This is a genomic window from Pseudogemmobacter sp. TB195, assembly GCF_058313095.1.
The window spans coordinates 122945-147593 of the sequence record NZ_JBZEGG010000011.1; the positions used below are offsets into that span (position 1 = coordinate 122945).

Below are 24649 nucleotides of genomic sequence, written 5' to 3' on the forward strand. Positions count from 1 at the left end.
CATGGACCAGGATAAGGCCGTTTCGGACAAGGCCGTCGAGGTTCGGGGCGTCTCGAAGCATTTCGGCACCTACCAGGCGCTGAAATCGGTCAGTTTTGACATTGGAGAGAACGAGTTTTTCACCATGCTCGGCCCGTCGGGCTGCGGCAAGACCACGCTTTTGCGGATGCTTGCAGGGTTCGAATCCCCCGATCAAGGCGCGATCTTGCTGCATGGGCGCGAGGTAACCTCGATCCCGCCGCATAAGCGCCGGGTGAATACGGTGTTTCAGTCTTACGCCCTGTTTCCGCATATGACGCTGGAACAGAACGTGGCTTACGGCCTTGAAAACCTGGGCTGGGCGCGGGCAAAGATCCGCGCCCGTGCGGGTGAGATGCTGGAACGCGTCCATATGTCGGCCATGGCGGGCCGCAAGCCCGGCCAGCTGTCCGGCGGGCAGCGCCAGCGCGTGGCCCTGGCCCGGGCGCTGGCGCCCGAGCCGGAGATCCTCTTGCTGGACGAGCCTTTATCCGCGCTGGATCTGAAACTGCGCCAGGCGATGCGCGATGAGCTGCGCAATCTGCAGCGCGATACCGGCATCACCTTTGTCTTTGTCACCCATGACCAGGAAGAGGCGCTCGATATGTCGGACCGGATCGCGGTCCTTGGCGCGGGCGAGGTGCAGCAGATCGGCACGCCCACCGCGATTTATGAAGAGCCGGTGAACCGCTTTGTGGCGGATTTCGTGGGCGAAACCAATTTCCTTGATGTCGAGGTGCTGGAGACGCGCGAGGGCCTGGCGACTGTCCGGTCACCGCTTGGCATTTTCGAGGCGCCGGCGACCGCCCGGCTGCAACCCGGCCGCGCGACGCTGTCGATCCGGCCCGAAAAGATCAATCTCGGCGATCAGGCGCAGGGGATCACCCTTCCGGCGCGTGTCATCAGCCAGAATTACATGGGCGGCTTTACCCATTACACGCTTGAGGCCGGGGGCGTGTCCTTGCGCGCCTCGCGCCGCAATGCGTCGCGCCAGGGCGACCTGGTCGGGACGGGGGACGAGGTCACCATCGGCTTCCTGCCGGCATCGGTGCGGGTGCTGGCATCATGAGGCGGCTTGCCAGTAATCTGCCCTTCTGGGGGCTAATGCCCGCCTGGGCGCTGATGGGCTTCGCGCTGATCCTGCCGATCCTGATCATTGCCGCCGTCTCGGTGGCCACACGCGGCTCGCATGGCGGGTTCACCTGGGATTTCAACCTGTCGGGCTACAGCCAGATCCTCTTTAACGAGGGCTGGTCGGGCGAGCTGGAATTCACGCCGCAATACCTTCTGATCATCGGGCGGACCTATCTGCTCGCGGGGCTTACGACGCTGATCTGTCTGGTTTTCGCACTGCCGGTCGCCTGGTATATCTCGCGCCAGACGCCGGGGATGCGGGCGCTGCTGGTCTATCTGGTGACGCTGCCCTTCTGGGTTTCGATGATCCTGCGGGTCTATGCCTGGATGATCATCCTGGGCAAAGACGGCCCGCTGCCGCGGTTCCTTGAGACCTTCGGCCTCGCGCCCGGAACCAGTTTCATGTTCAATGATACCGCGACGCTGGTGGCGATGGTCTATACCTGTATGCCGCTGATGGTGCTGCCGATCTATGCCTCGATCGAGAAACTTGACCTGACGCTGATCGAAGCCTCGCATGATCTGCACGGGAACCGCCTGACCACCTTCCGCCGCGTGATCCTGCCGCTGACCGCGCCGGGGATCGTCTCGGGCGCGATCCTTGTCTTTGTTCCCGCATTGGGCGCGGTGCTGGAGCCCACATTGATGGGCGGTGGCAAGCAGATGATGATGGGGTCACTGATCCAGCTGCAATTCGGGGGCGGGCGCAACTGGCCGTTTGGCGCCGCGATTGCGATGGTGCTGATGGGGCTGGTGATGCTGTTCCTGATCTTCACCGCGCTGCGCGCTGCACGACGTACCGCCGGGATGGAGGCACGCGCATGAGCCGCCATCATGATGTCAAACGCTATCCGGGCTTTGGTCTTCTGACGATTGTCTTCTTCGTCTGGCTCTATCTGCCGCTTCTGGTCGTGGTGGTTTATTCCTTCAACGCGAACCGCATTGCCGGTGTCTGGACCGGATTTTCGCTCGACTGGTATGTGGCCGCGCTGAACAATGGCCCCTTAATGAATGCGCTGAAAACCTCGGTTCTGGTGGCGCTGATCGCGACGGCGGTCGCAACGACCGTGGCGCTGATGGCGGCGCTCGCGATCATCCGGGGTAAGAATGTGCGGTTCCGGCGGCTGTCCGAAACGGTGGTGAACCTGCCGCTTTTGCTGCCCGAGATCGTTCTGGCAGTGGCGAGCTTGATCCTGTTCTCGCTGGTCGGGCTGCAAAACGGGCTCTTGAAGCTGATCCTCGCCCATTCGGCCTTTTGCACGCCTTTCGCCTTTCTTCCGATCCGGGCGCGGCTTCAGGGCATGTCGCTGGATTTCGAAGAGGCCAGCGCCGATCTCTATGCCAGCCGCTGGACGACCTTTCGCCGGGTGACATTGCCGCTGATCTTCCCGGGGGTGTTTTCCGGTGCGATGCTCGCCTTCCTGATCTCGATGGATGATTTCATCACCTCGAACATGCTGGCCTCGGGCGGCACCACCACTTTGCCGGTCTATATCTTCTCGCTGATCCGCGCCGGCACCTCGCCCGAGCTGAATGCCATCGGCACGCTGATGATCCTGGCCTCTCTGATCCTTGCCACCATTGCACTGCTCGTCGCCCGGCGGGGCATCAAAAACACCTGAATAAAAAACAAACCAACAAGGGAAGTTATAATGAAAAACCTCGTCACTGCCTCTGTCTTCGCGCTTTGCGCTGCGACTGCCGCTGATGCCGCAGGCCAGCTGAACCTTTATGTCTGGTCGGAAAGCTTTTCGCCTGAGCTGATCGAGAAATTCTCGAAAGAATATGATGTTAAGGTCAATGTCGACGGCTATACCTCGAATGAGGATCTGCTGACAAAGCTTCAGGCCGGGTCTTCGGGCTATGATGTCTCGACCCCCTCGCAGCATTTCCTGCGCATCATGATCGATGAGGGGCTGATCCAGGATTACGGCGCAAGCAAGCTGAAAGCCTATGAGCTGATCGACCCGCGCTGGAAGAACCAGTGGTGGGATGAGACCCAGGCCTATTCGATCCCGGTCGCCTATGGCACGGCCGGTTTCGCGGTCAATACCAATGAATATACCGGCCCGCTCGACAGCCTGAGCTATTTCCTCGAACCCGAAGCCCCGTTGGCCGGCAAGATCGCGATGCTGTCCTATCCCGATGAGGTGGTCGGTGCGGCGCAGCTTTACCTCGGTGTGCCGTTCTGTTCGGAAAATGCCGATGAGATGAAGCGGGTCTACGATCTGCTGGCGGCACAAAAGCCTGCGGTCGCCGCCTATTCCTCGGATAATATCGCAAGCCGTCTGGCCTCGGGCGAGGTTGCGGCGCATTTCTGGTGGGATGGCGAAGAGCTGAAGGCCCGCGTCAATGGCGCGCCTTTCGCCTATGCGCTGCCGAAAGAGGGCCTGGTGGGCTGGATTGACTCGATGGTGATCCCGAATGGCGCCCCGAACCGCGAGAATGCGATCAAGTTCATCGAATTCATGTCGGAGCCGGAAAATGCGACCGAGCAGATGAACTTCTACGCCCATTCCTCGCCGATGACGCTGGTCGCGGATAAGGTCGTCTATACCAAGGAAAAAGCGCCCGAGCTTTATCCGGAAGTGCCGGTTGAGTTTTCGCGCACCTGCTCGCCTGCGGCGCAGGATCTGGTGAACCGGGTCTGGACCCAGCTGCTGCAATAAGCCGTTCAGACGAGGGCCGGGCGTAACCCCGGCCCCTTTTCCCCTTGCTGCCGGAGAGACCGATGACCGCCGATCTGGTGATCCTGAACGCGCGCCTGCGCCCGCTTTTTGCCGCCCCCGGCACCACCGCGATTGCGGTGGCGGATGGTGTGATCCTGGCGCTTGGGGATGACCGCGCGATCCGCGCGCATATCGGCCCGGCGACCCAGGTGATCGACGCCGCCGGGCGCGAGCTGATGCCCGGCTTCATCGAGAGCCATCTGCATCTGATGATGGGCGGCGCCTCGCTTTCGATGCTGAATATGGGTGCGCTTTTCGGGTTCGACCCGGTGCGGGAGGCGCTTCTGGACTTCGCGGCCCGCCAGCCCGGGGAGGGGATCCTGTTCGGCTATGCGGTGAATTATGTGATCTTTGGCGAAGAAAGGCCTGATCGCCATATCCTCGACCGGATCATCGGTGATCGCCCGCTCTGCCTGATTGCCACCGACCTCCATTGCGCCTGGGCCAATACAAAGGCGCTGGAGCTGGCAGGGATTCTCCATGGCGCCGATCTCGGGGCGGGGTCCGAGGTGGTGATGGGCGCAGACGGGCTGGCCAGTGGTGAGTTGCGCGAATTTGCCGCGATGAACCGGATTAAGATGCTCTCTCGCCTGAAAGGGCGCGATGCGATGGATTACCGCATGACCGGCGCCGAAGGCGAAGGCGCGCGCGAACATGACCGGGCGGTGATCCGCGCGGCAGGCGACTATTGCGCCCGCCATGGCATCACGCGCGCGGTGAATATGGATGGCAATGCCTGGCAGGCCGGTCTGATGCGCGATCTGGCGCTGGCGGGCGAGATGCCGGTCAGGGTCAGCCTGCCTTTGATGCTCGAGGCGAAAGACGGGGTCCAGGGCATTGACCTGCTGGATGAATTCGGACCGGACGTGCCGGGCTGGCTGTCATTTGCCCGCATCAAACTGTTCATGGACGGGGTGTTTGATACCTGGACCGCGCTGACGGTCACCGATTACCCCGACCGCCCCGGCTTCCGGTCCGAGCCGCTGATCCCGCTGGATCAGTTCAACGCGATCTGTGTCGAGGCCGACCAGAGGGGGCTGCAGATCACCACCCATGCGGTGGGCGACGGCGCGGTGCGCGCGGTGATCGACGGCTATGAGGCGGCACGCGACGCCAATGGCCCGCGCGACGCGCGCCACCGGATCGAACATATCGACACGATCACGCCTGCAGACCTGGGCCGGCTTGGCCCCCTTGGCATCACCGCCTCGATGCAGCCGGTGCATCCTCCGGGTTCGGCGGGCCTGCCGCTGGAGCCCACGATCACCATCATGGGCGCGGCGCGCTGGCCCACCGCCTTCCCCTGGGCGATGGTGAAGGCCCGCGATGTACCTCTGGCTTTCGGCACTGACTGGCCGGTCTCGCCGCTCTCACCGCTTTACGCGATCCATTGCGCATTGACGCGTAAGCCCTGGCGCGCGGATCTGCCCGATCAGCGCCTCAGCCTTGACGACTGCCTCGCCGCCTATACGACCGGCGGCGCATATGCCGATTTCGCGGAAAACCGCGCCGGGCGGCTGGCCCCCGGCTTTGACGCCGATCTGGTGCTGCTTGATGGCAGCCTGGAAGGCCTCGCCGACAGCGAGAGCGCAGCCTCGGTTGCGCTGACGGTCTGCGCCGGCAAAATCACCTATGGAGCCCTTTGATGGATGCTTTCGACTATATCGTCATCGGGGCCGGGGCGGCGGGCTGTGTGCTGGCGAACCGGCTTTCCGCAAATCCGAAAACCTCGGTGCTGGTGATCGAATCCGGCGGCTCGGATCGTGATATCCGCGTGAAAGTGCCGGCCGGAATCCTTGCGATGTATGGCCGCAAGCGCTTTGACTACGGCTATACCGGCGTGACGCAGCCCGAGCTGAACAACCGCAATATTCCGGTCAACCGGGGGCGGATGCTGGGCGGGTCTTCTTCGCTGAATTCGATGCTCTATATCCGGGGCGCTGCTGCGGATTACGACGCATGGGCTGCGCTTGGCTGTCAGGGCTGGTCCTGGTCGGATGTTCTGCCGCTGTTTAAGCATCTCGAACAGAACCAGGTCGGCCAGGACCCGCGCCTGCATGGCACCAAAGGCGAGCTGATCGTGGCCCGCCCGAAAGATCCGAACGCGGTTTGCGAGGATTACATCCGCGCGGGCGAGGCGATCGGCCTGCCGCGCAACCGGGATTTCAACGGTGCCAGCCAGCTCGGCCTGGGCATCTATGATGTGACGCAGAAGAACGGCATCCGGTTTTCCGCCTATAATGCCTATCTTGAGCCGGTGCGGAGCCGCCCGAACATCACCATCATGACCGGCACCGATCTGAAGCGCCTGATCCTGCAGGACCGCCGCGTCACCGGGGTAGAGGTCACGCGCGGCGGTTCCCGCGAGATCATCCATTGCCGGGGCGAGGTCGTGCTCTCGACCGGAGCGATCGGCACACCGATGGCGCTGATGGCATCGGGGATCGGGCCCGGCGCGGCCTTGCAGGGGCAGGGGGTGGACGTGGTACATGACCTGGCCGGAGTTGGTCAGAATCTGCGAGACCATGTCGACGGCATGATCACGGTGCGATCAGATTCGACCAGGACGCTGGGCTTTTCGCTGCGCAACGCGTTGAAACTGCTGGCCGCGCCCTTCCGTTTCGCCGCAAACCGTAAGGGGATGCTGTCGACAAATTACGTGGTCGCAGGCGGCTTTGGCCGCACACCTCTGGCCGAAGATGACCTGCCGGATGTGCAGTTCCATTTCGTCCCCGGCTATCGCAGCCATCGCGGCCGGCTGGTCGAATGGGGCCATGGTTTCGCCGTTCACACCTGCGTCCTGCGCCCGCGTTCGGTCGGCGAGATCCGGCTGCGCCGCGAGGGCGATCAGATCACGCATGAGATCGATCACCGCTTCTTCAGCGATTTCCGTGATGCGCGCGTGCTGGTCGAAGGGATCAAACTCTCGCGCCGGATCTTTGGTGCGGCCCCGATGGCAAGCCTTCAGGGTCGCGAGATCCTGCCCGGGCCCGGCGTCGTGACCGATGACGAGATCCTCGCCTATCTTCGCGCCGAGGCGCTGACCGTCTATCACCCGGTCGGCACCGCGAAGATGGGGGTGGATGCGATGGCGGTGGTCGATCCGGTCTCGATGAAGGTGCATGGGATCGAAGGGCTGCGCGTCGCCGATGCCTCGGTCATGCCGACGCTGATCGGCGGCAATACCAATGCGCCCAGCCAGATGATCGGTGAAAAGGCAGCAAGGGCGATCCTTGCCGCGTAACGGGGCGGGGCGGGCCAGTGGCATAGGTTTCGCTGAAACACAGGGTCAACAAATATTCATCCCCTGGCCGGGGCAAGCGCGCTACATCTTGGCCAAGGCTTTACCCTTCAGGAGCATGACATGCCCGTCCACACGCGGATCCGCCCCTTCAACACCAAAGAAACCTACCCTGAGCAAAAGCTGAACAACGACCTCTGCCAGGCCGTTGTGGCGCGCGGGGCGACAGTGTTCGTGCGCGGCCAGATCGGCCAGGACCTCGACACCCGCGAGAGCGTCTGCATCGGTGACGTGGCCGGCCAGGCGCGTAAGGCCATGGAAAACATCAAGATGCTGCTGGAGGAATCCGGTTCGGATCTGACCCATATCTGTCGTGTGGTGATCTATCTGATCGACATCCGCTACCGCGAGGCGGTCTATAATGTGATGGGCGAATATCTGAAGGGCGTCTTCCCGGTCTCGACCGGTCTCGTGGTTTCGGCCCTAGCCCGCCCGGAATGGCTGGTCGAGATCGAGGCCACTGCCGTTATCCCGGACGAGGCATAATCCCATGACCTTCTCCATCTCGGCCCGCTGCGCTGATACCGGCATGTTCGGGATCGCGGTCAGTTCGTCCTCGCCTTCGGTCGCGGCGCGCTGCGCCCATGTGCGGGCCGGGGTGGGGGCGGTCTCGACCCAGAACATCACCGACCCGTCGCTGGGGCCGAAAGGGCTGGACCTGATGGCCGCCGGTCTTTCAGCTACAGAGGCACTGGCGCAGCTGGTGGCAGAGGCACCGCATATCGACTACCGCCAGCTCGCGCTCGTGGACCGGACCGGCGGCACCGCCAGCTATTCCGGCGCCCGGACGCTTGGCCGTCACGCTTCGGCGCGGGGCGAGGGCGTGGTGGCTGCGGGCAATATGCTGTCCTCAGACACCATTCCCGCCACGATGGTTGCGGCTTTCACCGCTGCAAAGGGGCATCTCGGCGACCGGCTGCTCGGCGCTATGCGCGCCGCGATGGATGCCGGGGGCGAGGAAGGCCCGGTGCATTCCATGGGCCTCGTCATGGTCGATAAAGTGTCCTGGAATGTCGCAGATCTGCGCGTCGACTGGACCGAGGGCGACCCGATTGCCGAATGTGCCGCCCTCTGGGCGCGCTGGCAACCCGAGATGGACGCCTATGTCACCCGCGCGCTGAACCCTTCGGCCGCGCCGGGTTACGGCGTGCCCGGAGACCCGTGACGGAAGATCCAGGATACTTGCTTTCGGGGAGGCGCTCTGCTTCCTCTGAGGGCGGTCGGGGGCAATGGCTCCCGCTTCCCCGACCGCTGCTTCTGCCCTTGCCGGACCCTGCCAGATGTCTGATGTGATCCCCGAAACCACCGATATTCTCGCCCGGCTGATTGCCGAGCCGACGCTGTCACGCCAGCCGAACCTCGCGCTGCTGGAGTATGTCGAGGCGCTGCTGGCGCCTGCCGGCGCGCGGATCGAGCGTTTTGCCGCCCCCGATGGCAGCCGCGCCAATCTCTGGGCCACGATCGGGCCGGAGGGGCCTGGGGGCGTCATTCTTTCGGGCCATACCGATGTGGTTCCGGTTGCGGGCCAGGCCTGGACCATGGACCCGTTCTCGCTGACGGCGCGTGACGGCCGGCTTTACGGGCGCGGCACAGCCGACATGAAGGGCTTTGTCGCAAGCGCGATCCGCGCCATGCTGCTGGCGGCGCAGGCGCCCCTCGCGGTGCCGCTGCATCTGGCGCTGTCTTATGATGAGGAAATCGGCTGTATCGGCGTGCGCTCTCTGATCGAGGCCCTGGCGGGACGCGCGGACCGGGCGGCGCTGTGTATCATCGGCGAGCCGACCTCGATGCAGATCGCCACCGGTCATAAGGGCAAACGCGGGCTGAAAGCCTGTTGCCACGGGGTCGAGGGGCATTCGGCGCTGGCGCCAAAGGCGCTGAACGCCCTGCATCTGGGGGCGGAGTTCATCCTGGCGCTTGACGCGGCCCAGGCGCAGCTGCGTGAGTCCGGCGCGCAGGACCCGGATTACGACATTCCCTATTCGACCATTCATGCCGGGGTGATGCAGGGCGGCACCGCGCTGAACATCGTGCCGAACCTCTGTGAGATCGATTTCGAGATCCGCAATATCGCTGCTGATGACCCCGACCTGATCCTGGCGGGGATCCGCCGCGCGGCGGATGAGATCGCAGCCCGCCACGGCAACCGCTTTCCCACCGCGCGGATCGCGATTGACGAGGTCTCGGGCTATCCCGGCCTTGATACGCCGCAGGACAGTCCGGCGGTGGCCTGGCTGCGGAGGCTTCTGGGGCCGGATGCCGGGCTGATCAAAGTGGCGTTTGGCACCGAAGGCGGGCTTTTCGATCAGGCGCTGGGTCTGCCGGTGCTGATCTGTGGCCCGGGCTCGATGGATCAGGGCCACAAGCCCGATGAATATGTCAGCCAGGACCAGCTTGCCGCCTGTGACGCTATGCTGGGCTCGCTGGTCGAACGACTGCGGCAGGGCGGTCTCTGACCCGTTTTCAGGCCGTGCTGCCCGAGACGATTCCCACCCGCACCTCACTCAGGATCTCGGTCGCAAGATCGGGGTCGTCACTGGCCTTTGCCAGCAACAGCGCGCCCACCATCGCGGCCCATGTCCTGATCGCGGCGCGGCGTTGTTCGCCCGGGGCAGTTTCAGGGAAGGCGGCGCCCAGCCGGTCGATCTGCACGCGGATGCTTTCCGTCAGCGCTGCGCGCGCTTCGGGCGAGTGATGCACCATATCCGGCCCAAGCGCCGGGGCGAGCGCCGGGATATGGCAGCCGCGCGTCGGATCGGTGCAGACCCCCGGCGACAGATAGCTGTCGAGAAAGCTTTCGAGGCTGGGCCGCGTTTCGCGCATCTTCTCGCAACGGTGCTGCAGGATCTGCGCGATCAGATCCTCTTTTGACCGGAAATGGCCGTAAAACGCGCCATGGGTCAGGCCAGCGGCTTTCATCACCTCGGCCAGCGTCACGCCGTCAAAGCCCTTCTGCTGAAACATACGGCAGGCCGCCTCCAGGATTCTGGACCGGTTTTCAGCCATTTGCGCGCGACTGACCTTCATTGGCCCCCCTTACCGGTTTCCTGGTTGACAAAATACATGACCGTCATCATGAATAATCAAACATGATGGCTGTCATGTTTATATCCCGCTTACGCGGCCATGACAACCTGCCCAGCCTCTCGCCGATCCCCCCTCAGGGGCGCGGCGCCCCAGATCCGGAACCCGATGATGACCTCTGAACCGCAATCGACCGAAGCGCTGTTTCGCCCCTTTTCGCTGAAGACCCTGTCGCTGAAGAACCGCATCGTGATGGCGCCGATGACGCGTTGCATGGCGCCCGAGGGCATTCCCGGCCCCGCCAATGCCGAATATTACCGCAGGCGCGCGGCGGGGGATGTCGGGCTGATCCTGACCGAGGGCACGGTGATCGACCGCCCGGCCTCGCGCAACCATTACGGCATCCCGTTCTTCCATGGCGAGGCGGCGCTGGCGGGCTGGAAGGGCGTGGCGGATGCGGTCCATGGCGCGGGCGGCAGGATCGCCCCGCAGATCTGGCATACCGGATCGACCCGCGCCGGCAAATGGGAGCCGAAGGCGCCGGTTGAAAGCCCCTCGGGTCTTGTCGGGCCGGAGGAGCCGCGCGGTGTGGCGATGACCGAGGAAGACATCGCCGATACGGTCGCGGCCTTTGCCCGCGCGGCGGCGGATGCGAAACGGCTGGGCTTTGACTCGGTCGAGCTGCATGGCGCGCATGGCTATCTGATCGACCAGTTCTTCTGGGACGGCACCAATAAGCGCGAGGATGTCTATGGCGGCGCGACCATCGCAGAGCGCTCGCGCTTTGCAGCCGAGGCAGTGCGGGCGGTACGTGCGGCGGTCGGCCCCGACTTCCCGCTGATCCTGCGCGTCAGCCAGTGGAAACAGCAAAATTACGATGCGCGCCTCGCCACGACGCCCGATGAAATGACCGCCTGGCTTGCGCCGCTGGTCGAGGCGGGGGTGGATATCCTCCATTGCTCGCAGCGCCGGGTCTGGGTGCCGGAATTCCCCGAACTTGATGGCGAGAACGGGCTGAACTTTGCCGGCTGGGCGAAAAAACTGACCGGGGCCGCGACGATTTCGGTCGGCTCCGTGGGCCTCGATACCGAATTCTTCGGTGCTTTCCGGGGGCAGGGCTCGGCTGCAGCGCCGATCAGCAATCTGCTGGAGCGGATGGCGCGGGACGAGTTCGACCTGGTCGCCGTGGGCCGGGTGCTGCTGGCTGATCCGGACTGGGCGGCCAAGGTCGAGGCCGGTCGCTTTGACGATCTTCGGGGCTTCTCGGGCGAAGCGATGAAGGAACTGGTCTGAAGCGGCGTTACTCCGGGGCGCGGGCGACCCAGCCCCGGAAGGACAATCCGGCATAAAACAAAGCGGGGGCGGTGAAACCGGCCTCGCAAAGCAGCGCTTCCTCTTCGGCCTGGGTCAGAAGCGTCAGCCGTTCCGCCATGACCCGCGCCGAAGCGGCGGCCTGGGCGGGATCGGCTGCATCCCCCTGCGCGAACAGGGCCGAGCGGGTCAGCCAGTCCTCCGCTTCGCCTTCGGGGTGGCTGTGATGCGCGATGATCAGGGCCGCGCCGGGTTTCAGCCGCTGGCGCAGCGCGGTCAGGGTGGCAAGCCGCGTTGCCCGATCGAGGAAGTGCAGCACCAGCAGGCATGTGGCCCCGTCATAGGGACCGGCGGGCGCGTCGGTGATGACGCCCTGTTGCAGGTCGACCTGTGCGGCCAATGGGCCGAGAAGTGCGGCGGCTTCGGTCAGCATCGGTTCGGACGGGTCAAGACCCAGAAAGGACCAGCGCGGGCGGGCACGGGCAAAGGCCAGTAGCTCCAGCCCGCCCCCGGCGCCGAGGATCAGCATACGCGCCTCGGCCGGCGCCGATTGCGACAGCAGGATCAGCGCCATCCGGTGCAGATCGTGAAATCCCGGCACCCGGCCCGGCGTGGTCTCTGCGTAAGAGCGGGTCAGGCCCGGATCCCGGAAGGGGGCATCGTTTGCGGCTTTGGTCACAGTGGTTTCCCCTTAAGGTAAGGGCAGCGTAGTCCCGCGGTGATCGGCGTCAAGCGGCACCCTGGTCTGTCGCGCGGATCCCGGCCCGCGCTGGCGGACCGGGATCGGATATCAGCGCGGGCCAGCTGTGGCCCAGGCGCGTTTTCAGGCCCCGAGATCGTCGGGCAGCAGCGCCTCGGGAAGGTTCTGCCAGGAGACCGGGCGCAGGAAGCGGCGGATCGACAGGGTGCCGACAGAAGTTGCTCCGAAATTGGTCGAGGCCGGGTAGGGCCCGCCATGAACCATGGCATCCGCCACTTCGACCCCGGTCGGGAAGCCGTTGAACAGCACGCGGCCGGCCTTGCGCTCCAGCACCGGCAGGAGGCTGCGCGCCGCTTCGGTATCGCCCGCATCCATATGGACGGTCGCGGTCAGCTGACCCTCGAAACCGCGTGCGAGACGCTGCATTTCCTCAAGCGAGCCAACCCGCACCACCAGACCCAGCGGGCCGAAGACCTCTTCCGACAGCGCGTGATCGGCGAGGAACTGCTCGCCGCGCGTCTCGTAAAGATTGGGCGAGGCTTCGCGGCCCTCGGACACGGTTTCATAGACCGGCTTGACGGTGTTGCGGCTCTGGAACCGGGCCTGGCCATCGCGGTAGGCTTTCGCGATGCCGGGGGTCAGCATGGTCTGCGGGGCGGTTTTCGCCAGCGCCTCTTTCATCGCGCCGACAAGGCGGTCGGCATCCGGCCCGTCGATCACCACGGCGATGCCGGGATTGGTGCAGAATTGCCCCGCACCCATGGTGAGCGACCCCGCCCAGGCGGTGCCGAGCGCTTCGGCGCGGGCTTTGGCGGCTTCGGGCAGCACGAACATCGGGTTGACGGATCCCAGCTCGCCGAAGAAGGGGATCGGCTCGGGGCGCTGTGCGCAAAGATCGAACAGCGCGCGCCCGCCTGCGAGGCTGCCGGTGAAGCCGACCGCCCTGATCAGCGGATGCTGCACGACCGCCGCGCCAACCTCGCGATTGCCGCCCTGGATCAGGCTGAAGACGCCCGGATGCACACCGCATTTCGCGATGGCGGCGTGGATCGCTTCGGCGATGATCTCGCCGGTGCCGGGATGGGCGGAATGGCCCTTCACCACGACCGGGCAACCCGCGGCAAGCGCCGCAGCGGTGTCGCCACCGGCCGTCGAGAAGGCCAGCGGGAAATTTGAGGCGCCGAAGACCGCAACCGGCCCGATCGGCCGTTCGATCAGCCGCAGATCGGGGCGCGGCAGCGGCTGACGCTCGGGCAAAGCCACATCATGGCGGCGGTCGAGATAGTCGCCCTGGCGGATATGGCTTGCGAAAAGCCGCAGCTGGCCGGTGGTGCGGCCGCGCTCGCCCTGGAGGCGGGCCGTCGGCAGGCCGGTCTCAGACGCGCCGATTTCGGTGATGGCTTCGGCGCGGGCCTCGATCTCATCGGCGATGGTTTCAAGAAACACCGCACGGCTTTCGCGCGAGGACCAGCCATAGGACCAGAAGGCCTCTTCGGCGGCCTGGGCTGCGCGCTCCACCAGCGCCACAGTGCCAAGTGCGAAATCGAAGGCCGGGCCATGCGCCGGTTCCGAACGGAAGGTGCCGGCACCCGAGACCCAGTCGCCAGCGATCAGATGTTTTCCATGTGGGGTATACGTCATTTCAGCCTCTCTGCAGATCGCAGCGGCGCGCCCGGATTGGCCCCGGCCAGAGCCAGAGCAGGTCGCGCCGCTATTTGCCGACACTATGTATACAGAAGTTGGCGCCAGAATGACAGGCCCCGCTCTGGCCCGACCGCCGCTGACCGGCGGCTGGCGCGCTCAGGGACGCAGCGCCTGTGAGCCTGCCGGCCCTGGCCCCGACATAATTGCGGTGGTGTTGGTTCGAAGCCAACAATCCCAGGATTTGGGCTGCGGCGCCACTTGCGGGATGGTCGGGGCGCGGCTCAGAAGCCAGGCGCGCCTTCCCAGCTGTCGGGCGGTGCAGCTCCGGCATAGGCGGCCAGGAAGACCCGCACCGCATCTGCGGCGAGGGCGTCGATCACGCTTTGCTCCGGCGGTTCGCGCAAGACGCCGAACAGACGCTGGCGCCAGACCCCGGCCATGGCCAGCTCGCTGAACTGCTGCGCGGCGCGGGGCGGGTCGGGGATGTCCAGCACCCCAGCCGCTGTGGCCTCGGCCAGCCAGCGCCCGAGCCGCCCCAGCACATGCCGCCCGCCCGCATCATAGAACCGCTGTGCCAGATCGGGCATCCGCTCGGCTACGGCAACAACAATCCGCTGGGCGCGCAGCATCTCATCCGAGGTCAGCACCTGCACCAGCGTCACCGCGTAGGCGGTCAGGCGGCTCGCGACATCCCCGGGGCCGGACAGCGCAAAGCCAAGCTGGCCCGTCAGCCGGTCGCGCTGCTGTTCGACAAGGGCAACGAAAAGATCCTCTTTGCCCTGAAAATAGACATAGAGCGTGCCCTTCGAGACCGCAGCCGCGCGGCAGATGCCATTCATCGTGGTGGCGTCAAAGCCATGGGCGCGGAACTCTTCCCAGGCGCCCGCGAGGATCTGGTCGCGTTTGCGCGGATCGGTCCCGGCGGCATGGCGTTTTGCGCGCGGCGGCGGCGAAGCTGGCGAGGGGGGCGTGGGGCTGGTCATGGCGACAATATAATCGAACCACGCGGTTCGATGGAATATTGAAATTTGCCAAAGACAGGATTATCTGAGCGCATCGAACCGTTGGGTTCAATGAAATTCAGCCGGGTGAGTCGATCATGTCCCGTCACGAACGTCCCGAAATCAATCAGCCGGAAATTGCGCCTGCCGCGCCCGCACCGGTTCTGCCTGCGACGCCTCCTGCCGCAGCGCCAAAGGGCGGGCGCAAGAAATATGTGCTGGGCGGGCTGGCGCTGATCGCATTGCTTGCCGGCGGCTATGAGGGCTGGTCCTGGTGGACCAACGGGCGCTTTATGGTCACGACAGATGACGCCTATGTCCAGGCCGATCTCTCGCTGATCTCGTCCAAGATCACCGGCTACGTCTCGGAGATCGCGGTCGCCTCAAATCAGCATGTGAAGATGGGCGATGTGCTGTTCCGCATTGATGATGGCGATTACCGCATCTCGCTGGAGCAATCCGAGGTCCGGCTGACCGAGCTGACCGCGACGCTCGCCCGGATCGACGCTCAGATCGAGGCGGCCGAAAGTACCGTCACCCAGGCCGATGCGCAGCGCGTGGCCTCAGACGCCGTGCTCACGGCGGCGAAAAGCAATGCCGAACGGGTGCGCGGCCTCGCGGAACGCCGGGTCAGCAGCCAGGCCGATCTTGACAAGGCGAATGAGGCGCTGGCGACCGCCGAGGCCAGCCGGACGTCGGCCACTGCCGCGATTGCCGGTGCGAAAGCCCAGGTCGAGGTGCTGAAAGCGCAGCGGACCGAGACCGCATCGACCCGGCGCGAGCTGGAACTGGGCGTGGCCCAGGTGCAGCGCGATCTGGATTTCACCGTGATGCGCGCGCCCTTTGACGGCACCGTGGCCAATATCGCGATCAAACAGGGCGAACTGGTCAGCGCCGGGGCAAAACTGGCGGCGGTGATCCCGGATCACGGGCTTTATGTCGAGGCCAATCTGAAGGAAACCCAGCTGGCCGGAATCCGCGTCGGCCAGAGCGTTAAAGTCGGCATCGACGCGCTCGACGGGCATGAGGTGGAAGGCCGCGTGGTCTCGCTCGCGCCCGCGACAGGGGCGGTGTTCTCGCTCCTGCCCGCGAACAATGCGACCGGCAATTTCACCAAGATCGTGCAGCGCGTGCCGGTGCGGATCGAACTGCCGGAAGGCACCCCTGGCCTGCGTGCCGGGCTTTCGGTCGAGATTGCGATCGACACCCGCACCGGGCCGCAGGAAACCGCAGTCGCCGGAGCCGAGTGATGTCCGCCCCCATCGCAATCCCGGCAGAGCCGGAGATGACGCCGCGCCGGGTCGCGGCGTTTCTGGTCATGGTCTTCGGGATGTTCATGGCCATCCTGGACATCCAGATCGTCTCGGCCTCGCTGCCCGAGATCCAGGCGGGGCTGGGGGCATCCTCGGATGAAATCTCCTGGGTGCAGACCTCTTATCTGATCGCCGAAGTGATCATGATCCCGCTTTCGGGCTTTCTCGGGCGGATGATGTCGACGCGCTGGCTGTTTGCGCTGTCGGCGGCAGGGTTCACGGCTGCCTCCTTCCTGTGCGCAACCTCGGGGTCGATCAATGAGATGATCCTGTGGCGCGCGGTTCAGGGCTTCCTGGGCGGCGGCATGATCCCTTCGGTCTTTGCGGCGGCCTTCACCATCTTCCCGCCGTCAAAGCGCAACATCGTCTCGCCGATGATCGGTCTGGTGGCGACGCTCGCGCCGACCGTTGGCCCGACCGTGGGCGGCTATCTGAGCCATGCTTTGTCCTGGCACTGGCTGTTCCTCGTCAATGTCCCTGCGGGCATCGCGGTGACGCTTGGGGTACTGGCGCTCGTGGATTTCGACGAGCCCGACTGGTCTTTGTTCCAGAAATTCGACTGGACCGGGCTGGTGGCGCTGGCCGCCTTCCTTGGCGCGATGGAATATGTGCTGGAGGAAGGACCGAACAATGACTGGTTCCAGGATGAGGCGGTCGCGATCCTCTTCGTGGTCATGGTTGTCGGCGGCGTCACCACCTTCTGGCGGGCCTTTACCCGCGAAGAGCCGGTGGTCGATTTCTCGGCCTTTACCAACACGAATTTCGCGGTCGGATCGGTGTTTTCCTTTGTGATGGGCATAGGCCTTTATGGCATGACCTATCTCTACCCGCTCTACCTGTCCTCGGTCAGGGGCTATGACAGTCTGATGATCGGCGAGACGGTTTTCGTCTCGGGGCTCGCGATGTTTTTCACCGCGCCGCTGGCCGGGATCCTCGGGTCGAAGATTGACCTCCGGGTCATGCTGCTTCTGGGCTTTATCGGCTTTGGCACTTCGTCCTGGATGCTGACCCATATGACCGCCGACTGGGATTTCAACGAGCTGTTCTGGCCCCAGGTGCTGCGCGGCGTCTCGCTGATGATCTGCATGGTGCCGATCAACAACCTGGCGCTTGGCACGCTGCCGCCGGCCAAGATGAAATCCGCCTCGGGGCTTTACAACCTGATGCGCAACCTGGGCGGCGCGGTCGGGCTGGCGACCATCAACACCATCCTGACGGATCGCCGCGCGCTGCACACGGCGCGGCTGGACGAGGCGGTGAACTGGGCCAATCCCGAGGCGTTGCGCCAGCTTGAGATGATGCGCCAGAACCTTGTCGCCAATGGGCTGAGCCCGGATGCTGCGCTGGCGCAGATGGCGGGGAAAGTGGCGGGCCAGGCGGCGATCATGTCCTTTATCGACATTTTCACGCTGCTGACCTTCCTTTTCATGGGGCTTGCCGTCATGGCGCTGGCGATGCGGCCTCCGGCCCGGGCCGGAGGGGGTGGTGGGGGCGGGCATTGACCACCGCCTTCACCTTTGAGCGAGCCTCGCAGGCCGCCTTGCGCGAAAACTTGACATTTTGTGGCTTTGGCGCGACGGAAGTCGGGCCGGAACACGTAAGAGACGTCAGCCAGGTGCAGCTTTTCCCCGGAAATGCTGCCCAAGCGATCCGGATCGCCGCCCCGTTGCGGCTAAGCTGATGCGAGATCGCCTGATGACTGTCCCCGCCTGTCCTGCCGCCATTCGTGACGCGACCAGTTCTGCTGGTGCGACGCCCGCCGGTGATACGCCTGATTTCCTGATTTCCGGCCCGCGCCATACAATGGCGCTTGGAGCCGCGCGGCGCCATCTGCCGCCGGGGCCGCTGGCGAGCCTGCCTGCGCGCGCGGAGGCGTTTTTTGCCGCCGGTCATGACGGGCCGCAGCTGCTGGCCGGTGCGGTGCCCTATGACCGCGAGGCGGCGGATTGGCTGTTCCAGCCCGGTTCGGTGCTGGACATGCCGGTGGCGGCGGTCGCGCTGGCCGCGCCGCAGGCCGTGATGCGGATCCGGGCCGAGCCTTCCCCCCGCCAGTACCGCGAGGCGGTCGCGGCGGCGGTCAGGCGCATTGACGAAGGGGAATTCTCGAAAATCGTGCTCTCGCGCAGTCTGGTGCTGACATCAGAACGCCCGCATGATCCGGATCTGCTGTTGCAGATGCTGCGCCAGGACGGGTTGGCGACGCTGTTCTCGGTGCCGCTGCCACCGCGTCAGGCCGGGGTGCCGCATCGGCTGATCGGCGCCACGCCAGAGTTGCTTGTGGAAAAACGCGGGAGCCTTGTGGCCTCGCATCCGCTGGCGGGATCGGCACGGCGCGCGGCGGACCCGGCGCAGGACCGCGCGGCGGGAGAGGCGCTTTTGCGATCCGACAAAGACCTTCGCGAACATGCGATGGCGGCGGAGATGGTGCTGGATACGCTGGCGCCCTTCTGCGCGCGCCTTGCCGCCCTCGAAGGCGTGAGCCTCAGCGCGACCGCGCGGATGTGGCATCTGGGCACCCGGATCGAGGGCGTGCTGCGCGACGCCTCCACCCCTTGCGCGACGCTTCTGGCCGCGCTGCATCCGACGCCCGCCGTTTGCGGCCTGCCACGCGCGGCGGCCGATGCGGCACTGCCCGGACTTGAGGGCTATGCGCGGGGCTTTTATGCCGGCGCGGTCGGCTGGCTTGAGGCGGGGGGCGACGGCTGCTGGTATCTTGCGCTGCGCTGCGCCGGGATCGAAGGGAATGAGGCGCGGCTTTACGCCGGCGCGGGCATCGTGCGCGGCTCTGACCCCGAGGCGGAAGAGGCCGAAACCCATGCCAAATTCCTGGCAATGCTGGCCGCTTTCGGGCAGGACGGCGCCATCACCATTAAGGACTGAACCATGGCCGGCCTGCCGCAGATCGCTTCCTATCCACTGCCGCAAGGCGCGGAGATCCCGCCCTCGCGCGGGCCCTGGCAGCTGGCGCCCGCGCGTGCGGCGCTTCTGATCCATGACATGCAGCGCTATTTCCTGCGCCCCTATGCGCCGGGGGAAAGCCCGATTGCCCCCGCCATCGCCAATATCGCAAAACTCGCCACTGCCGCCCGCGCCGCCGGTCTTCCGGTTTTCTACACTGCGCAGGACGGCAATCAGGATCGCCGTGACCGTGGCCTCCAGGCCGATCTCTGGGGCCCGGGCATGTCGGCAGAGCCCGAACATCAGGCGATCATCCCGGAGCTTGCGCCCGAAGCCTCGGATTTCGTGCTGGTCAAACACCGCTATTCGGCCTTTCAGCGTTCGAACCTTGACCAGCTGATGCGGGTCCGGGGGCGGGACCAGCTGATCATCTGCGGCGTTTATGCCCATATCGGCTGTATGATGACCGCCGGCGAAGCCTTCCAGCGCGATATCGAACCCTTCATGGCCGCCGATGCGCTGGCGGATTTCAGCCGTGAGGATCATGACATGGCCCTGAAATGGGTGGCGGGGCGCTGTGGTGTGGTGCAGGACACTGAGACGCTGATTGCGGCGATCACCGCCGGAAAAGGGGCATAGGATGCGGCTCACGGGGTTTGAGGGCGCGCTGGCGCTGGTGACGGGCGCGGGCGGCGGCATTGGCCGCGCGGTGGTGCAGCTTTTGCTTGATGCCGGGGCGCGGGTGGTGGCGACGGATCTCGCGGTGCCGGATCTGCCGGCGCAGCCGGGGCTCAGCTGTCTCGCGCTTGATGTGGCGGATGCTGCGGCGGTGGAGCGGCTGGTCGTTGAAACCGAGGCGCGACACGGCCCGGTGCGGTTCGGGATTTCGGTCGCCGGAGTGCTGGCGACCGGCCTCGTGACCGAGACCTCAGATGCCGACTGGCGGCGGGTGTTTTCCGTGAATACCGACGGCGTGTTTCACCTCACGCGCGCGCTGGCGCGGGTGATGGGGCCAAGGGGTGAGGGTGCGCTGGTCGCGGTCTCCTCAAACGCCGCCGGGGTGCCGCGTTACGGTATGGCGGCCTATGCTGCGTCAAAGGCGGCCGCGACGATGTATATGCGCACGCTCGGGATGGAGCTCGCGCCGCTTGGGATCCGCTGCAATATTGTGGCGCCGGGCTCGACCCGGACGCCGATGCAAACCGGTATGTGGGCCGATGCAAGCGGCGAGGCCCGGGTGATTGCGGGCATCCAGGAGCAGTTCAAACCCGGCATCCCGCTTGGCAAGATCGCCGAGCCTGACGATGTCGCCAATGCGGTGATGTTCCTGCTGTCAGATCAGGCCGGCCACGTCACCATGGCCGATCTCTATGTGGATGGCGGCGCCACACAACAGGCCTGACACCTGCGGCCCGGCCTCTCGCCGATGCGCAAGGCTCTGTTTCGGACGGCAAAGCCGGTATGTGGGTGCTTTGGCCCCGTACCGCGGCAAAGCCCGGTCAGGCCATGGCAGGTCGCGGATTATCCTGTCGCGCCCGTCCATTCATCACGCAACAGCCCGTAAATCAGCAGATCGCACAGGCCTTTGTGCGTGATTTCGTGCTGACGCAGGTAAGCTTCGCGGGTGAAGCCGAGGCGTTCAATGAGCCGCACCGAAGCCTGGTTTTCCGCGTCAATTTCCGCATAGAGGCGGCGATAGTCACCCTCGGAGAAGAGGTGATCCACCAGCGCCGTCATGCATTCAGTCGCAACACCATGCCCCTGACGCTCTGCTATGGTGATATAGCCCAGCTCAAGCACCCCCGCGTCGCGCCCCGGGAAGGCGACAAAGCGACCAGCAAGCGTGCCATCTGTCTTGTCTATGGCCACCCATGTCCGTCCGGGCCATTCGCTGTCTGTCAGCCAGTCGGCCAGGGCCTCCGGAGAGGTGAAATGCGGCTGCGACATGTATCGGCACTGGGCTTCGTCAGAAAGCGTCCCGTAAAGAGCGGCCGTATCGGAGCGCAGAAGCGCCCGCATCGTGAAACGCTTTGTGTCGAACGTCCTGGTGGCAAGGCCGGAAGTCATTTGCTCATCGCTCTTTAAGGTCATGCCAGTGGCATAGCCGAATGACATGATCACGGCCACCGGGCAAAATCAGATGGGCTGCGTTCCCGACCCCGGGTTCCGGCGATGGTCTTGTTTGTCGGGACGGATCGTTGCAGAGGGGAGGGCAGAAGGCTAGGGCAGTCGGTTTCCCAAAAGCGAAGCCCTATGTGTCGCTGCCTGACATCCAGATCTGTCGCGCATTGCCGGCGAGGATTGCATGGCGTTCGTCCCCGCTCAGCCCTGCAAGCAGGGCCTGGCTTGCCGCCACCCATTCCGCCAGCCCCGATTGCAGCGTGCAGACCGGGCTGTCCGACCCCCAGACCATCCGCGCCGGGCCGAAGGTTTCCAGCACATGACCGACCCAGGGGGTGAGGGTTGCGAGGCTCCAGTCTGGCTTGCCATAGGCCGTGATGCCCGAGAGTTTGATCATCACATTCGGCCGCTGCGCCAGATCGGTGATCGCCGCCGCCCAGGGGGCAAAGGCGCCGCCCGCGATATCGGGGGTGCCGCAATGGTCGAGTATGAAAGTGGTGTCCGGCGCCGCATCGGCGAGGCTCGCGCCCAGCGGCAATTGCCGCGCCAGAAGGCACAGATCAAAGGGCAGGCCGGCCGGGCCGAGGCGGCGGATATTCTCGCGAAAAAGGCTTTGCTGCGACAGATCATCGGGCATCACATGCAATACGCGGCGGATCCCCCTGACCACGCGCCGGTCCTGGGCGTCGAGCCAGGCGGCGAACCCCTCGGTCTCGGGCCGCGCTGAAGAGATCGCCCCCCGGATCAGGCTGTCGGGTCGCGCCATCAGTTCCGCAACGAAGGCGGTTTCGGCCCCGATCTGATTCTCGGCCACATCGACTTCCATATGCAGCACATCGGTGATGCCGCTGCGCCGCGCCACCGTCTCATATTCAGAATAGCTCCAGTCGCGGTCCAGCGCCGCTGCGCTCGCCAGCCAGGGGTAGCTGAGCCGGCTGCGGTCCATCAGGTGAAGATGGGTGTCGAAGATCATCTTTTCCTCCTCCTCCGCGTCGCGCGGCGGCGCCCGGGCGCTTTATACGACGGAATCCGGCGCGCGGGCGACAGTGTTACTTGACTCACTCTGGCATGTCACGTTTAACTATGAAAAGATGTTCTGAATATGAAATCGCATGGCTGCTGGAGGCGGCCCGGGGACATCATAACGGGAGGAGATACCATGAAGGGATTCGGGGCCGGTTCTGTACTGGCGCTGCTCGCAAGTTTCGGTTTCGCACCGGCCGCCATGGCCGAGGGCGAATTCGCCGGCGTCACGGTCGAGGCCAAGCTGATCGGAGGCCAGCAATATGAGGCGCTTTACAGCCGCATTGCCGACTGGGAAAAAGCGACCGGCGCCACGGTCAAAATCGTCAGCCAAAAAAACCATTTCGAGCTGGATAAAGAATATAAGGCCGATATCGCCGCCGGGACGACCGGCTGGTGCGTGGGGTCGAACCATTCGTCTTTTGCGCCGCAATACCCGGCGCTCTTCACCGACCTGACGCCGCTGGTTTCGGCGGAGTCGGTTGCGGGCTTTGTCCCCGGCAATATCAAAGCCGCCACCATTGACGGCAAACTCGTGATGCTGCCGCGCGCGCAATTTGATGTCTCGGCGCTTTATTACCAGAAATCGCTCTATGCCGATCCGGCCAAAGCCGAAGCCTTCAAGGCGAAATATGGCTATGATCTCGCCCCGCCCGAAACCTGGGACCAGTTCCGCGAACAGGCTGAATTCTTTGCCGATCCGCCGAATTTCTACGGCACGCAATATGCTGGCAAGGATGAGGCGATCAATGGCCGCTTCTATGAGCTCGTCGTCGCCAATGGCGGCAAGATGTTCAATGACGACATGTCGCCCGCCTTCAATTCGCCCGCCGGCAAAGAGGCGCTGCAGTGGTTCGTTGACCTTTACAAGGCCGGCGCTGTGCCTCCGGGCACCACCAACTACCTCTGGGACGATCTGGGCAATGGTTTCGCCTCGGGCACCATCGCGCTGAATCTCGACTGGCCGGGCTGGTCGGGCTTCTTCAACGATCCGGCCGCGTCCAAAGTGGCGGGCAATGTCGGCGTGGCACCGGCGCCGAAAGGCTCGGCAGGCGTTCGCACCGGCTGGTCGGGTTTCCACGGCTTCTCGGTCACCGAGGCCTGCCCGACCAAAGACGCAGCCGCCTCGCTGGTCGATTTCCTGACCAATGAAGACAGCCAGAAGCTGGAATCCGCACCCGGCCCGCTGCCGTCGCGGACGGCGGTCTGGGAGTATGTGATCGCGCAGGCCAAGGACGATCCATATAAATCCGAAGTGCTCGCCGCCTTCCAGGAAACCGCGCTGACCGCTTTCCCGGTGCCGCCGACCCCTTACTGGATCGAATCCGGCAACCTGATCTTCCCGGAATTGCAGGCCGCGATCCTTGGCGACAAGACCGTGGACCAGGCGCTGGAAGATGCCTCGAATGCGGTTGACGAGCTGATGCAGGAAAACGGCGTCTACTGATCCGAACCCTCCTTGCGGGCGGCGCCGGAGGGGTGCCGCCCGCATTTTATAACAGTCCCCGCGATGGGACGCTCAGCCCGGAAAAATCATGACCCGCGCCAAGCTTCCACCCTGGCTTCTCCTGCTCATGCCCGCCTTCCTGATCCTGGCGGCGGTGGTGCTGGTGCCGCTTTTGCTGTCTCTGTATTCCAGTTTCACGCCCTATCACCTGACCCGTCCCGAGACGCTGTGGAAGATCAACTTCCCCTTCAACTATGAGAAGGCGCTGACTGATCCGGGGTTCTGGAAGGCCTTCGGGCGCACGGTCCTTTTGCTGACCATCGCGCTGAACCTTGAGATGCTGCTGGGGCTTGGCCTTGCGCTGATGGTGGCGAAGGTGCGGCGCGGCCAGCGCACTTTGCGCACGATGATGATGTTCCCGATGATGTTCTCGCCCATTCTGGTGGGCTTCATGTTCAAGTTCATCTTCAATGACAATGTCGGGTTGGTAAACAACGCGCTGCAATCCATGGGCCTCGCGTCAACCGCGATCCCCTGGCTGGTCGATGGCAATCTGGCGCTCTTCGCGATCATCTGCGCCGAAGTCTGGATGAGCACCTCTGTCTTCGCGATCCTGATCCTCGCGGGGCTTTTCGCCCTGCCGCAAGACCCGCTGGAAGCCGCGAAAGTCGATGGCTGCACGCCCTGGCAGAGCTTTCGCTATGTGACTTTGCCCTTCCTGATGCCCTTCATCTATATCGCCATGGCGATCCGCTCGCTTGATGTGGCCCGCGCCTATGACATCGTGCAGGTGATGACCGGCGGCGGCCCCGCCAAACGGACCGAGCTGTTATGGACCATGATCGGGCGCACCGGCTATGTCGATGCCCGCATGGGATATGCGAATGCCATGGGCTATATCGCGATCCTCCTTTCCATCGCCTTCACCGTTTACTTCTTCCTCAAGCTGCAACGCGCGCGGCGTGAGCTGGGCATGGGGGACTGA

24 protein-coding genes are annotated in these 24649 nt (G+C 64.6%); 18 read left to right on the plus strand and 6 right to left on the minus strand.

Annotated features, from left to right (window positions below):
* The first annotated feature begins 1 nt into the window (after position 1).
* From AC4FS3_RS12995 to argE, 9 genes are all read left to right on the plus strand, one after another.
* Positions 2 to 1087, plus strand: a complete 1086-nt coding sequence (locus AC4FS3_RS12995) for an ABC transporter ATP-binding protein (RefSeq protein ID WP_491020924.1) — start codon at positions 2 to 4, stop codon at positions 1085 to 1087.
* On the plus strand, positions 1084 to 1977 hold the full coding sequence (locus AC4FS3_RS13000) for an ABC transporter permease (RefSeq protein ID WP_283178575.1): 894 nt from the start codon (positions 1084 to 1086) through the stop codon (positions 1975 to 1977). The genes AC4FS3_RS12995 and AC4FS3_RS13000 overlap by 4 nt, the downstream gene beginning before the upstream one ends.
* Entirely contained in the window at positions 1974 to 2774 is an 801-nt protein-coding gene (locus AC4FS3_RS13005; protein WP_283178574.1) for an ABC transporter permease, read from the plus strand. Before AC4FS3_RS13000 ends, AC4FS3_RS13005 begins: the two co-directional genes overlap by 4 nt.
* Before the next feature lie 30 nt (positions 2775 to 2804).
* On the plus strand, positions 2805 to 3821 hold the full coding sequence (locus AC4FS3_RS13010) for an extracellular solute-binding protein (protein WP_491020925.1): 1017 nt from the start codon (positions 2805 to 2807) through the stop codon (positions 3819 to 3821).
* A 62-nt stretch (positions 3822 to 3883) separates the two neighbouring features.
* Positions 3884 to 5527, plus strand: coding sequence for an amidohydrolase (locus AC4FS3_RS13015; protein ID WP_491020926.1), 1644 nt, complete (start codon positions 3884 to 3886; stop codon positions 5525 to 5527).
* On the plus strand, positions 5527 to 7125 hold the full coding sequence (locus AC4FS3_RS13020) for a GMC family oxidoreductase (protein ID WP_491020927.1): 1599 nt from the start codon (positions 5527 to 5529) through the stop codon (positions 7123 to 7125). The genes AC4FS3_RS13015 and AC4FS3_RS13020 overlap by 1 nt, the downstream gene beginning before the upstream one ends.
* Before the next feature lie 120 nt (positions 7126 to 7245).
* Positions 7246 to 7668: a RidA family protein gene (locus AC4FS3_RS13025; RefSeq protein WP_092898826.1), complete on the plus strand. Its 423-nt coding sequence runs from the start codon at positions 7246 to 7248 to the stop codon at positions 7666 to 7668.
* A 4-nt stretch (positions 7669 to 7672) separates the two neighbouring features.
* Complete coding sequence (locus AC4FS3_RS13030) at positions 7673 to 8347, plus strand: DUF1028 domain-containing protein (RefSeq protein WP_491020928.1); 675 nt, start codon at positions 7673 to 7675, stop codon at positions 8345 to 8347.
* A gap of 115 nt (positions 8348 to 8462) precedes the next feature.
* Positions 8463 to 9638 carry an acetylornithine deacetylase gene (gene argE, locus AC4FS3_RS13035; protein WP_491020929.1) on the plus strand — a complete coding sequence of 392 codons (1176 nt, stop codon included), beginning with the start codon at positions 8463 to 8465 and terminating at the stop codon, positions 9636 to 9638.
* Between the two features lie 7 nt (positions 9639 to 9645).
* On the opposite strand, the gene AC4FS3_RS13040 is transcribed toward argE, so the two are convergent.
* Positions 9646 to 10209, minus strand: a complete 564-nt coding sequence (locus AC4FS3_RS13040) for a TetR/AcrR family transcriptional regulator (RefSeq protein ID WP_491020930.1) — start codon at positions 10207 to 10209, stop codon at positions 9646 to 9648.
* Positions 10210 to 10377: 168 nt separating this feature from the next.
* Here AC4FS3_RS13040 and AC4FS3_RS13045 point away from each other — a divergent pair, with 168 nt between their 5' ends.
* On the plus strand, positions 10378 to 11499 hold the full coding sequence (locus AC4FS3_RS13045; RefSeq protein ID WP_491020931.1) for an NADH:flavin oxidoreductase: 1122 nt from the start codon (positions 10378 to 10380) through the stop codon (positions 11497 to 11499).
* Between the two features lie 7 nt (positions 11500 to 11506).
* Here AC4FS3_RS13045 and AC4FS3_RS13050 read toward each other — a convergent pair whose 3' ends face one another.
* The 3 genes from AC4FS3_RS13050 to AC4FS3_RS13060 all read right to left on the minus strand — a co-directional run bounded on the left by AC4FS3_RS13050 (position 11507) and on the right by AC4FS3_RS13060 (position 14844).
* Positions 11507 to 12196, minus strand: coding sequence for a class I SAM-dependent methyltransferase (locus tag AC4FS3_RS13050; protein ID WP_491020932.1), 690 nt, complete (start codon positions 12194 to 12196; stop codon positions 11507 to 11509).
* A gap of 144 nt (positions 12197 to 12340) precedes the next feature.
* A complete protein-coding gene (locus tag AC4FS3_RS13055; RefSeq protein WP_491020933.1) occupies positions 12341 to 13858 on the minus strand; it encodes an aldehyde dehydrogenase (NADP(+)) in 1518 nt (505 codons plus the stop codon).
* A 284-nt stretch (positions 13859 to 14142) separates the two neighbouring features.
* Complete coding sequence (locus AC4FS3_RS13060; RefSeq protein ID WP_491020934.1) at positions 14143 to 14844, minus strand: TetR/AcrR family transcriptional regulator; 702 nt, start codon at positions 14842 to 14844, stop codon at positions 14143 to 14145.
* Positions 14845 to 14960: 116 nt separating this feature from the next.
* Between AC4FS3_RS13060 and AC4FS3_RS13065 the strand changes: the two genes are divergently transcribed.
* From AC4FS3_RS13065 to dhbA, 6 genes are read left to right on the plus strand one after another with little or no spacing between them, the layout of a single operon-like run.
* Positions 14961 to 16112, plus strand: a complete 1152-nt coding sequence (locus tag AC4FS3_RS13065; RefSeq protein WP_491020935.1) for an HlyD family secretion protein — start codon at positions 14961 to 14963, stop codon at positions 16110 to 16112.
* Complete coding sequence (locus AC4FS3_RS13070; protein ID WP_491020936.1) at positions 16112 to 17677, plus strand: DHA2 family efflux MFS transporter permease subunit; 1566 nt, start codon at positions 16112 to 16114, stop codon at positions 17675 to 17677. Before AC4FS3_RS13065 ends, AC4FS3_RS13070 begins: the two co-directional genes overlap by 1 nt.
* On the plus strand, positions 17674 to 17856 hold the full coding sequence (locus AC4FS3_RS13075; RefSeq protein ID WP_491020937.1) for a hypothetical protein: 183 nt from the start codon (positions 17674 to 17676) through the stop codon (positions 17854 to 17856). Before AC4FS3_RS13070 ends, AC4FS3_RS13075 begins: the two co-directional genes overlap by 4 nt.
* A 14-nt stretch (positions 17857 to 17870) precedes the next feature.
* Positions 17871 to 19055 carry an isochorismate synthase gene (locus AC4FS3_RS13080; protein ID WP_491020938.1) on the plus strand — a complete coding sequence of 395 codons (1185 nt, stop codon included), beginning with the start codon at positions 17871 to 17873 and terminating at the stop codon, positions 19053 to 19055.
* Between the two features lie 3 nt (positions 19056 to 19058).
* Positions 19059 to 19712, plus strand: a complete 654-nt coding sequence (locus tag AC4FS3_RS13085; RefSeq protein WP_491020939.1) for an isochorismatase family protein — start codon at positions 19059 to 19061, stop codon at positions 19710 to 19712.
* Between the two features lies 1 nt (position 19713).
* A complete protein-coding gene (dhbA, locus tag AC4FS3_RS13090; RefSeq protein ID WP_491020940.1) occupies positions 19714 to 20475 on the plus strand; it encodes a 2,3-dihydro-2,3-dihydroxybenzoate dehydrogenase in 762 nt (253 codons plus the stop codon).
* A gap of 119 nt (positions 20476 to 20594) precedes the next feature.
* Here dhbA and AC4FS3_RS13095 read toward each other — a convergent pair whose 3' ends face one another.
* Together AC4FS3_RS13095 and AC4FS3_RS13100 are read right to left on the minus strand one after the other, a co-directional pair.
* Entirely contained in the window at positions 20595 to 21140 is a 546-nt protein-coding gene (locus tag AC4FS3_RS13095; RefSeq protein ID WP_491020941.1) for a GNAT family N-acetyltransferase, read from the minus strand.
* Positions 21141 to 21324: 184 nt separating this feature from the next.
* Complete coding sequence (locus tag AC4FS3_RS13100) at positions 21325 to 22167, minus strand: amidohydrolase family protein (protein ID WP_491020942.1); 843 nt, start codon at positions 22165 to 22167, stop codon at positions 21325 to 21327.
* 186 nt (positions 22168 to 22353) lie between these two features.
* Between AC4FS3_RS13100 and AC4FS3_RS13105 the strand changes: the two genes are divergently transcribed.
* Positions 22354 to 23664, plus strand: a complete 1311-nt coding sequence (locus AC4FS3_RS13105; protein ID WP_491020943.1) for an ABC transporter substrate-binding protein — start codon at positions 22354 to 22356, stop codon at positions 23662 to 23664.
* A gap of 88 nt (positions 23665 to 23752) precedes the next feature.
* Complete coding sequence (locus AC4FS3_RS13110; protein ID WP_092898800.1) at positions 23753 to 24649, plus strand: carbohydrate ABC transporter permease; 897 nt, start codon at positions 23753 to 23755, stop codon at positions 24647 to 24649.